We start from the raw sequence: 8,542 nt of genomic DNA, 5'->3' as shown, positions 1-8,542 counted from the left end.
CATTTAATAGACCCCCTGCTTACGCAGAGAGTGACGAGACTAAACGTCACCTTCCGTGAAAACGGAAGGTCTAAAAATAACAAATCTGACTCAACATTTCAGCTTGCAACATAGCATTTAATAGACCCCCTGCTTTCGCAGAGGGTGACGTGCCTAAACGTCACCTTCCGTGAAAACGGAAGGTCTAAAAACAACAAATCTGGCTCGACATATCAGCTTGCAACATAGCATTTAATAGACCCCCTGCTTACGCAGAGAGTGACGAGACTCTAAACGTCACCCTCCGTGAAAACGGAAGGTCTAAAAACAACAAATCTGGCTCAACATTTCAGCTTGCGGCATAACATTTAATAGACCCCTGCTTACGCAGAGGGGGAGCGTTCCTAAAAACGCCGTGATTGATACAGCTACTCGATCTTGATTAATTTCCAGCAAAAGAACACTTCGCTGTTTTTAATAATAATTGAGATAACTTGATATATCCTTGTCTTTTTAAATGAGAAAAGCTGTCCACGATATCTTCTTGCTCAAGAATATCATCCATTTCCAAAAGCAATACATTCGGCTTTTCATTTGCAATATTTCTCATAATCTTATTAAGCAATTGGGTACGTTTAACAATTCTCTCATTTTGCTCTTGGGTCATTAATGGCAATGGTATCTTTTCAGGAGGATTAATAAATAACAGTTTTACATGTTCTGGAAAAAGACCAATATACCAAAGCACGTTATTTTCAAATTGCTTTTCAGAAACATAACCACGGTAATTTTTAAATACAAAATAAAAAATGAACTGATAGAGAATTTTTCGCCAACGTTCTCCGAACCAATCTAATGTAGCATTAACAATTTTTTCAATTCGTGGCCACGGAGAAAAACGATTATCAAGATTAAATCGTTTAATATCACGCATCCCATTAATCATCATTGTTTTAATATGTTCTCCTAGCACTTGATTGTCCTGCTTAATCGTTTTCAAACTTTTCCAGAAAATATAATTGGATGTAACAGGGATTTTTTGGCTTTGGATCTTATAGTTCCCACTGTAATAATCGCTTTCAAGAAAATTAACGATCATATGGTACTCATGGCTTTCTATAGCTTTTCGAGTTTTATCAAAACGTGTATCTTGTTTGCCCTCTAAATTTTCTCTTAAAAAATGTAAATTTGCATATTCAAAAAATGAGAATATTTCCTCATCTACGTGGTAGTGTTCACTGAGAAGAAACGAAACGGCATTGGCAAGACATGGCCCCCTAACTAATACTTTTTTATTATTGGGGGTAGATTTTTTTTTGTCACTTTCTTGTTGCAAATTAATTTCAATAAAATCTAGATTTATATCCACATTTTTTAATTTAGAAATATTAAATGAAGGCTTTAATTCGGGATACATTGTTTTTAACCATTGATACATCCTTGCTTCAACGCACATACCAAGAATACGGCATGAAAATACATAGTGAAATAAGGTATTATTTAAAATACAAACATATCCTACAACTCCATAAGCCCCGTACCTATCTTCCACACGGATTTTAAAATTGTTCCCATTTTTTAATTCAAATAAAGTAAATAAATACTCATACTTAATCCGTGATTGCGTATAATTCATCTGATTTGAACGGTTCACAAGCTCTATCACGCGTTCAATCTCATGATCATTGATGTCTAAAGGGATAAGCTGAATTTTGATATTGCATTCTTTCAAAAATGCATGTTCATCATTATTTTTTTCAAGAAATGTTATTTTATTTTTCTCTTTCCTTTCTAGAATCTTATAATGTGCTAAACGCTCCCGATTACTGTCATTTTTTCCCCAATGACTCACATCTTCTTGCATAAATTGATCGGCTAATTTAATTACAATATTGGGGTTGTGAAAAAGGACTTCTCGTAGAACAAACTCATTATCATCTACAAATAATACATTTGGTTCACGAAGTTGTGCTTGTTCTATAATCTTTTTTATTCGCAATCCTTTATCTTCAAAAGATATTTTAGGAAAAATAAAGAATTCGTAGATGCCTAACTGTTTGAGCATCTTTTCTGCTTTTTTTACGTCGTTTTTTGAGCAAATAGAATGAACAATACCTCTATTTAACAAATATTCAATTCTTGCAATCACATCTTGTTTTAAGATTACATCATCCTGATCTGCTAGGGTTCCTTTCCATAAGGTATCGTCTAAGTCCCAGATGATTAATTTAATTTCATTCACAATAACTCATATTTAATAAATGATGGATAAAAATTTTTATACTAGAATGGGTAACTCTTTCTTTAATACAAAACTAGAAACTTCAAGTCAACATACGCTGATTTCTAGCGAACCGCATTTTGTATCACATTTAAAAATGGAATGCAAAATTGCTTACATATTATTAACTTATATTGTTTGCATCAAAAGTATTTTAATAGTAATTTTGTGATTGGTATGCATGAGATCTACCGCAAAGCTAATTTTTCTATCATCAAAGGATACGAAATGCTTCGTTTGCAACATACTCATAAAGTTGCAATTTTTTAGCTAATATTATTAATAAGAATGAATTAGAGCAGTAAGCAAGGTAATCTCTTAAGAGAGAAAAACCAGGAGGCTTAGATGAATATAGTAGATATGAAAACATTTCTTGCTGTTGTTGAATATCATTCAACGTCCTTAGCATCAAAGCACATGTATGCCTCTCAGCCTACCATAAGCAGGCGTATTAAAAAATTAGAGCAGGAGTTAGGGAGTCAGCTCTTTGTAAATACTACCTATGGAGTTGAGTTGACTCAGAAAGGAAGGGCTTTTCTTCCCTATATTCGCCAAATACTTGGTATTTATAATGAAATGATGAAAGCGGAGCATAATGATCGCAAAAGCCGGCCTAAATTAACAATTAATGTAGGACTTAACCCCTATGTTTCCCTCTCAGTATTTGCCGAATTTATCAATTATATGCTTGCACTTAAAACAAATTATTTTATTATTAATAAAATAGTTCCGGGCAAAGATCTGAATACAAGTCTGTCAGGTGGAGATTATGACCTTTTCATTTTACCTTATACAGGAAATTGTCCTGCCAATGTAACCTCTATACCTCTATGGAAAGAAAAGGTTTTACCTGTCGTATCTATTACCCACCCTCTTGCGAAACGTAACACTCCTATTTCTATAACTGAATTGGCAGAATACGATGCGGTCTTAACAACGAATGACAGCATATTACGCCAAAAGTTTAACGTGTTGGTCGCACAAAAAAGCATTTCACCTAAAATTATCGCTGAGGTAAATACGGTATATAACTGTATCCAGACAGTCGAACATGGGCATAGTTGGTGTTTAATTTATGAAAGATTGCTTGATGATAAATTAGCTGTAGTTGAACTCAGCGATTTTACTATAGATATTGAGTTTCATGCTTTTTATCTAAAAAAACGCGGCGAAGAACGCCTAATTTGGGAGTTTGTTGAATATCTTAGACAATGGCTCAGCCAATCATCTGATCTAAGTGACCTTCTTATCAAAACAAAAAGCTTATCTATTCAAGGTCAGGATCATAGTAATAAATAGCGTAACAAATCAAAAATTATTCCCAAATCCTGAAACGATTGAATTTAAAAAGATGGGACAAAGCCCTTACTCGAAGTGGGTTACGGACAGAATTGAGCCATAACCCACCCCAGGGAAATACATTCACAAATTTAAAAATAACAACAATGCTTTTTGTACATGCAGCCTGTTTTCACTTTGAGTAAAGATTATTGAAGCAGGACTGTCTGGCAAAGTTTCAGAGACTTCTTTTCCTCGCTCCATGGGCATACAATGCATAAATACTGCTTCTGGCTTTGCATAAGACATTAAAGATTCATTGACCTGGAATCCTTGAAATACTTGACTATTATCCAGGGCTTCAAAGCCCATACTGGTCCATACATCGGTATATACTGCATCAGCATTTTTAACAGCCATTTCAGGTTTTGCAAAACTATAAATCATACCGTTTTTAATGCTATGTGCTTGTTCTATAATTGTACTATTAGGTTGGCGAGACTCAGGGCAACAATAATTAATTGTTATACCTAATTGAGGTGCAAGCAACATCAAACTATGAAGAATATTATTCCCATCACCAACATACGCAATAGTAAGATCATCAAGCGAACCAAAATGCTCCCATAAACTTAATAAATCAGCGAGAATCTGACATGGATGATGTAAGGCTGAAAGACCATTAATTACAGGTACTTTTGCATGAACAGCCATTTCTTGCAAAATCTCATCAGCATGAGTCCTCACCATAATAAAGTCTGTATAACCATTTAAAACTCTTGCCATATCTGCTGGAGTTTCTTGTTTTCTGGTATTGCCTAAACTTTCAATAGCTATTCCCCCCATACTTTGAATTGCCATTGCAAAACTTAATCGGGTTCTAAAAGAAGGTTTTTCAAAAATCATGACCAAGCTTTTATTGGCCAAAGCCTGGCAATAAAAGGAGGGGGTCTGTTTCAATGCTTTGGCTTTCTCTAAAATACGTTTCAATTCTTCTGTACTTAACTCTGTTCCAGTAAGAAAATGCTTTACCTTTTTCATAGATGGTGCATTGCCTACTCCTGCGGAGTCAGAGGTGAGTGTATACTCGGACTCGACTTCGAGATCAAAAATCGCCTGTTGTAAATTAATCACGAAAGTATTGGTTGTTACTTCGCTGATAGTTTGCGAATGTTCGTCTTCTACTATAGTGTTGCTAACTGGAACAGTAAGTGACATTTTTACCTCCTCGATTAAATCAGTAAATAAACGTTGTTTCTATGGTTTTAGGCTATAACAATTTTCAATTAATTCGTTATGAAGCCTTTAACCAGATCATTTCCAGTTTTTGAATCGCTCCATTTGCTTTAAGTTTTTGTAACGCCTTATTGATCTTTGCTGTTAGTGGAGAACCTTTTTTGACTGCCAAAGCATATCCATAATCTGCTTTAGCAATTAAGGAATAAGATAATTCTGTATACTTTTCGCTAAAAATCTTACCTTGAATCCCATCCATTAAAACAACATCGACACGACCTGAAATTAATGATTCAATCGCTTGTGTGTTATTGTCCAATACTGTCGCGTCAATCTGGGGAAAAGCTTCTCGCAACCAAATCTCCATAATACTTCCGAGTTGTACTGCTACTTTTTTTCCTTTAAGTTGGTCCGGGACTATGACAGGCTGATGTGAACGATATACAGAGGCTATACCATCAAAATAATAGGGTTCAGAAAAGTCAAAATTGTTTTTTCTGGCTTCGGTAATAGTAATTGTAGCTATAGCAATATCATCTTGGCCCGAGCTTATTGCAGGTAGAACCGTACTAAATTGCATATTGTCAAAAACTGCCTCCTTCCCAAGTTCTTTAGCAATAAGTCTTGCCAAATCGATGTCGAAACCTTTAATTTCTCCATGAGTACTATATTCAAAAGGTGGATATACTGCTGATGTGGCAAAATGCAGATATTTTTCTTTTTTATTTGAATTACATGCAGATAGAAAAAATATCAATGCAATTGATACTAAATTAATAAATTTACTCATATGAATACCAATTCATAATTTATTCATTAACTGAATATAAATGATCTGATTTTTATTGTCAATAAAATGAATATAATTCCAATTTATTGATTGGGATTTCAATAGAAAATTAGATAATCTCTTGCTCTTGATGTTCAATATTGACAATAAAAATATAAAATTTGTTTATTTTGAAATAAACATTTGCATTTAACTCAATTTTTAGATTAATCTAAAGGAGACTCATACGGAAAAGGAGATTGCTATGACCAAAAAAGCTGCAAATACTCGCCAAAAAAATGGAGATCATAAAACAACCCACCTTTATTCCAATAAGGACCATCAACGTTTTTTTAATCAACACTCCTCCCACTCATCAGGAATAAAGAAAACAAGAAACACAAAAAAAGAACAACACCCCACCCAAGAAATAAAATTGAAAACGCCTACTGAACTTTTATTAGCTGGTATTTTAGAAGAATTAAAAACTCAGAATATGATTGAACTCGTAAAACTACAGGCTCAACAACAACAAGAACAAGAGGAATTAGACGCCGCTGAGAAAATGAAAGAAGAAGATAATGCTCGATTCGAAGAAGTCCGAAACTCAATATATATTTGATTGAACCAGGAAAAAACAGATGGGTTCGTAGCCGAACATAGCAGAACCCAACTGCTTGTACATTCTTCTAAACCAATTAATAGAGAATCTGTTAGTTGGTTTGCAAATGCTAGAGCAAGGCAATTACAGGTTTTCCGATGTCAAATGAGCTACCCGCCAAGCTCAGGATAAGCTTTCAACCAAAACAATATATCTGGGATCTTTTTGCATTTTTGCTACGGTACGTCGATAAACATGAATATCTTCTGTTGGCACAGGTATTTTTTCAGCATATTCAAATAAAAGCTCTGCCAACTGATTTGTAAAATCTTGGTAGTTAAATTTCATTCTATTGTAATAAATCTTGAAATAAGGATTTTGTGCCCAAGTTAGAAACGAACCAAGCCAAAAATCTAAAGAGATTTCATCGTAACGACGCATCATTAAAAAATCTTCCCATGATTGGAGCATCACATTACTGATGAATTGCTCTTCAAGAATAGCCTCTTTTGTTAAAGGAGTTTTTTTATGAGGCAATAAAACCAAATGATACAAATCAAGATTATTCATAAAAAAGGAAGCCATAAATTCAGGTCTAATATTAGGGCTATTTTTTATCAGTTGATTGGGATAAAACCATAACTTATCCACAGCATCTTTTGTTTTAGTAAGGCGCGAAAATTGCTGTTCATATTCAAAGGCAATGGAAGTCAAAACAATATTAAACCCAACAAAAATAATCGCTACAGAGGCTAAACTTGAAAAAAAAAACATTAATACGCGTATTTTGATATTGTTCTGGATTTCTATATTTAATAGTAATATAAAGACTAAACAATAGAATGACTATAATGGCAACACTAATGAAAAATGGAATTGTAGTGATAGACATCATAATATCTCTCCATGATTGCAAGTATATTACTTCATAATTTAATTGTATCTAAAATAATAATTTCCTGTAACAGAATTTCTTATCACTTGGCAGTATCATCAAGTGTTGATGCATTATCTCATAACAATCCTTAAATCAATTGAATATGAAGATATGAAAAATTATTTTCCTTGAACGATTTTTCTAGACAGGCGGATAGATTTTGTTTTTAATGTCAGACTCAATTCAGGATGAGAAAAATATGGATTTTACAAGGATCTTTTTTTTAATTATATTTTTATTTATTGGTACAATACGGGAAACTCAAGCAGAAGAAACAGATCAATTTACCCTTCCACCCAATGAATTACAGGACATTGGCCCGATTACAAGTAGCAGACTTTACGACGTTGTTAAACAAGTTATCGCTCAAACTAATTCAGAAATTCAAATGCTTCTACCAAGAGCTCAGCGTAGTCGGCATGCAGCATCACAACTGGCATTACGCCAGAATGGAACCTATCTCGCAGATTTAGTCTATAAGTATACTGGACCAGGTTTTCCACGTTGGTTACGTCGTATTCCTAAAGAATCAAAACAAATATTCTATAAAGAAGCCCTACCATGGAAAACTGTTTATTGGCTCGTTTTCTCCCAGTCTCCTTTATTTGTAATTGGGCTTGCACCGACAATTAATATGTATGGTTATTATTTCGGTACTGACAAGCTAGGTCATTTTTTCATGATGGGCCATACCTACTACAAAATTTATATGTATTACCTAGATCACGGAAAATCTGCCCAAAAAGCTCATGCTGCTGTTGTTTTATATGGTCAAATCTTGGAACAAACTTATCTTGGGACCTTGATCAACGGTGTTTATTCCAATGCAGACTTAGCAGGAAATTACGCTGGATGGAAATTTTATATGAATCTAGCACAAAGCGTGAAAATTGGGGGACGCACCCTTCCTCCTATTTTAGTTTTAAATAAAGGGAAATGGGAGTTTTCCAAACATGTTAACAGAGAAACGCTACTTAAGCCTTATCTCTCAGATAATTTAAATGAAGCCTTCAATCCTTGTCGTTACTCTTTTATGCGAGGCCAAATTCGTAGGCAGGTTAAAAAACGGTGTGATGATTGGATTAAACATCAAGGACTCACACAACAAATTGTTCAAGCAAAACTTGAAGAAACTAGCCGTTGGCATGGAGAAAACTATGGCCACTGGCTTCCTGCGGACAATGCCGTAACACTCAATGCTTGCTTTGGAGGTCAATAAAAATCAATAGTAACATAAAAACTTAAAGCAGCCTGTCGGTAATTGGCCTCTTCTGCCTATGTGCCATGCTTTATATACGGCACGTAGGAGATAAGAACAAATTGCCAGCAAATCCTAGTTGAGTTCGTAACAAACAAAAAAATTCGGCAACTTCAATGTCCTTGGTTTGCACAGTACTCTACCGTTTTTTCTAAATTAAGAGGACTCACAAAATTTTCGATGGAAAGCTTCTTAGTTTGTGA

Annotated in this window: 7 protein-coding genes; 3 read left to right on the top strand and 4 right to left on the bottom strand. The window is 34.4% G+C overall.

The window, feature by feature from the left end; translation table 11 throughout:
- Positions 1 to 421 precede the first annotated feature (421 nt).
- Positions 422 to 2,221: a hypothetical protein gene (locus Lsan_RS06490; protein ID WP_058513679.1), complete on the bottom strand. Its 1,800-nt coding sequence runs from the start codon at positions 2,219 to 2,221 to the stop codon at positions 422 to 424.
- Between the two features lie 384 nt (positions 2,222 to 2,605).
- Here Lsan_RS06490 and Lsan_RS06485 point away from each other — a divergent pair, with 384 nt between their 5' ends.
- Positions 2,606 to 3,559, top strand: a complete 954-nt coding sequence (locus tag Lsan_RS06485; protein ID WP_058513678.1) for a LysR family transcriptional regulator — start codon at positions 2,606 to 2,608, stop codon at positions 3,557 to 3,559.
- Positions 3,560 to 3,682: 123 nt separating this feature from the next.
- On the opposite strand, the gene argF is transcribed toward Lsan_RS06485, so the two are convergent.
- Both argF and Lsan_RS06475 read right to left on the bottom strand, forming a co-directional pair.
- Positions 3,683 to 4,756, bottom strand: a complete 1,074-nt coding sequence (gene argF, locus Lsan_RS06480) for an ornithine carbamoyltransferase (protein ID WP_058513677.1) — start codon at positions 4,754 to 4,756, stop codon at positions 3,683 to 3,685.
- A gap of 76 nt (positions 4,757 to 4,832) precedes the next feature.
- Positions 4,833 to 5,564 (bottom strand): ABC transporter substrate-binding protein, encoded by a 732-nt coding sequence (locus Lsan_RS06475; RefSeq protein ID WP_058513676.1) that lies wholly within the window; start codon positions 5,562 to 5,564, stop codon positions 4,833 to 4,835.
- A 244-nt stretch (positions 5,565 to 5,808) separates the two neighbouring features.
- On the opposite strand from Lsan_RS06475, the gene Lsan_RS06470 reads away from it, so the two are divergent.
- Entirely contained in the window at positions 5,809 to 6,165 is a 357-nt protein-coding gene (locus Lsan_RS06470) for a hypothetical protein (protein ID WP_058513675.1), read from the top strand.
- Between the two features lie 162 nt (positions 6,166 to 6,327).
- Here the strand turns inward: Lsan_RS06470 and Lsan_RS06465 are convergent, their stop codons facing one another.
- Entirely contained in the window at positions 6,328 to 6,918 is a 591-nt protein-coding gene (locus tag Lsan_RS06465) for a hypothetical protein (RefSeq protein ID WP_058513674.1), read from the bottom strand.
- 362 nt (positions 6,919 to 7,280) lie between these two features.
- Here Lsan_RS06465 and Lsan_RS06460 point away from each other — a divergent pair, with 362 nt between their 5' ends.
- Positions 7,281 to 8,300 (top strand): hypothetical protein, encoded by a 1,020-nt coding sequence (locus tag Lsan_RS06460; RefSeq protein ID WP_058513673.1) that lies wholly within the window; start codon positions 7,281 to 7,283, stop codon positions 8,298 to 8,300.
- Positions 8,301 to 8,542: the final 242 nt, after the last annotated feature.

The sequence above is a fragment of the Legionella santicrucis genome, from assembly GCF_001468135.1.
GTDB lineage: Bacteria > Pseudomonadota > Gammaproteobacteria > Legionellales > Legionellaceae > Legionella > Legionella santicrucis.
This window is presented reverse-complemented; position numbering and strand designations above follow the sequence as displayed.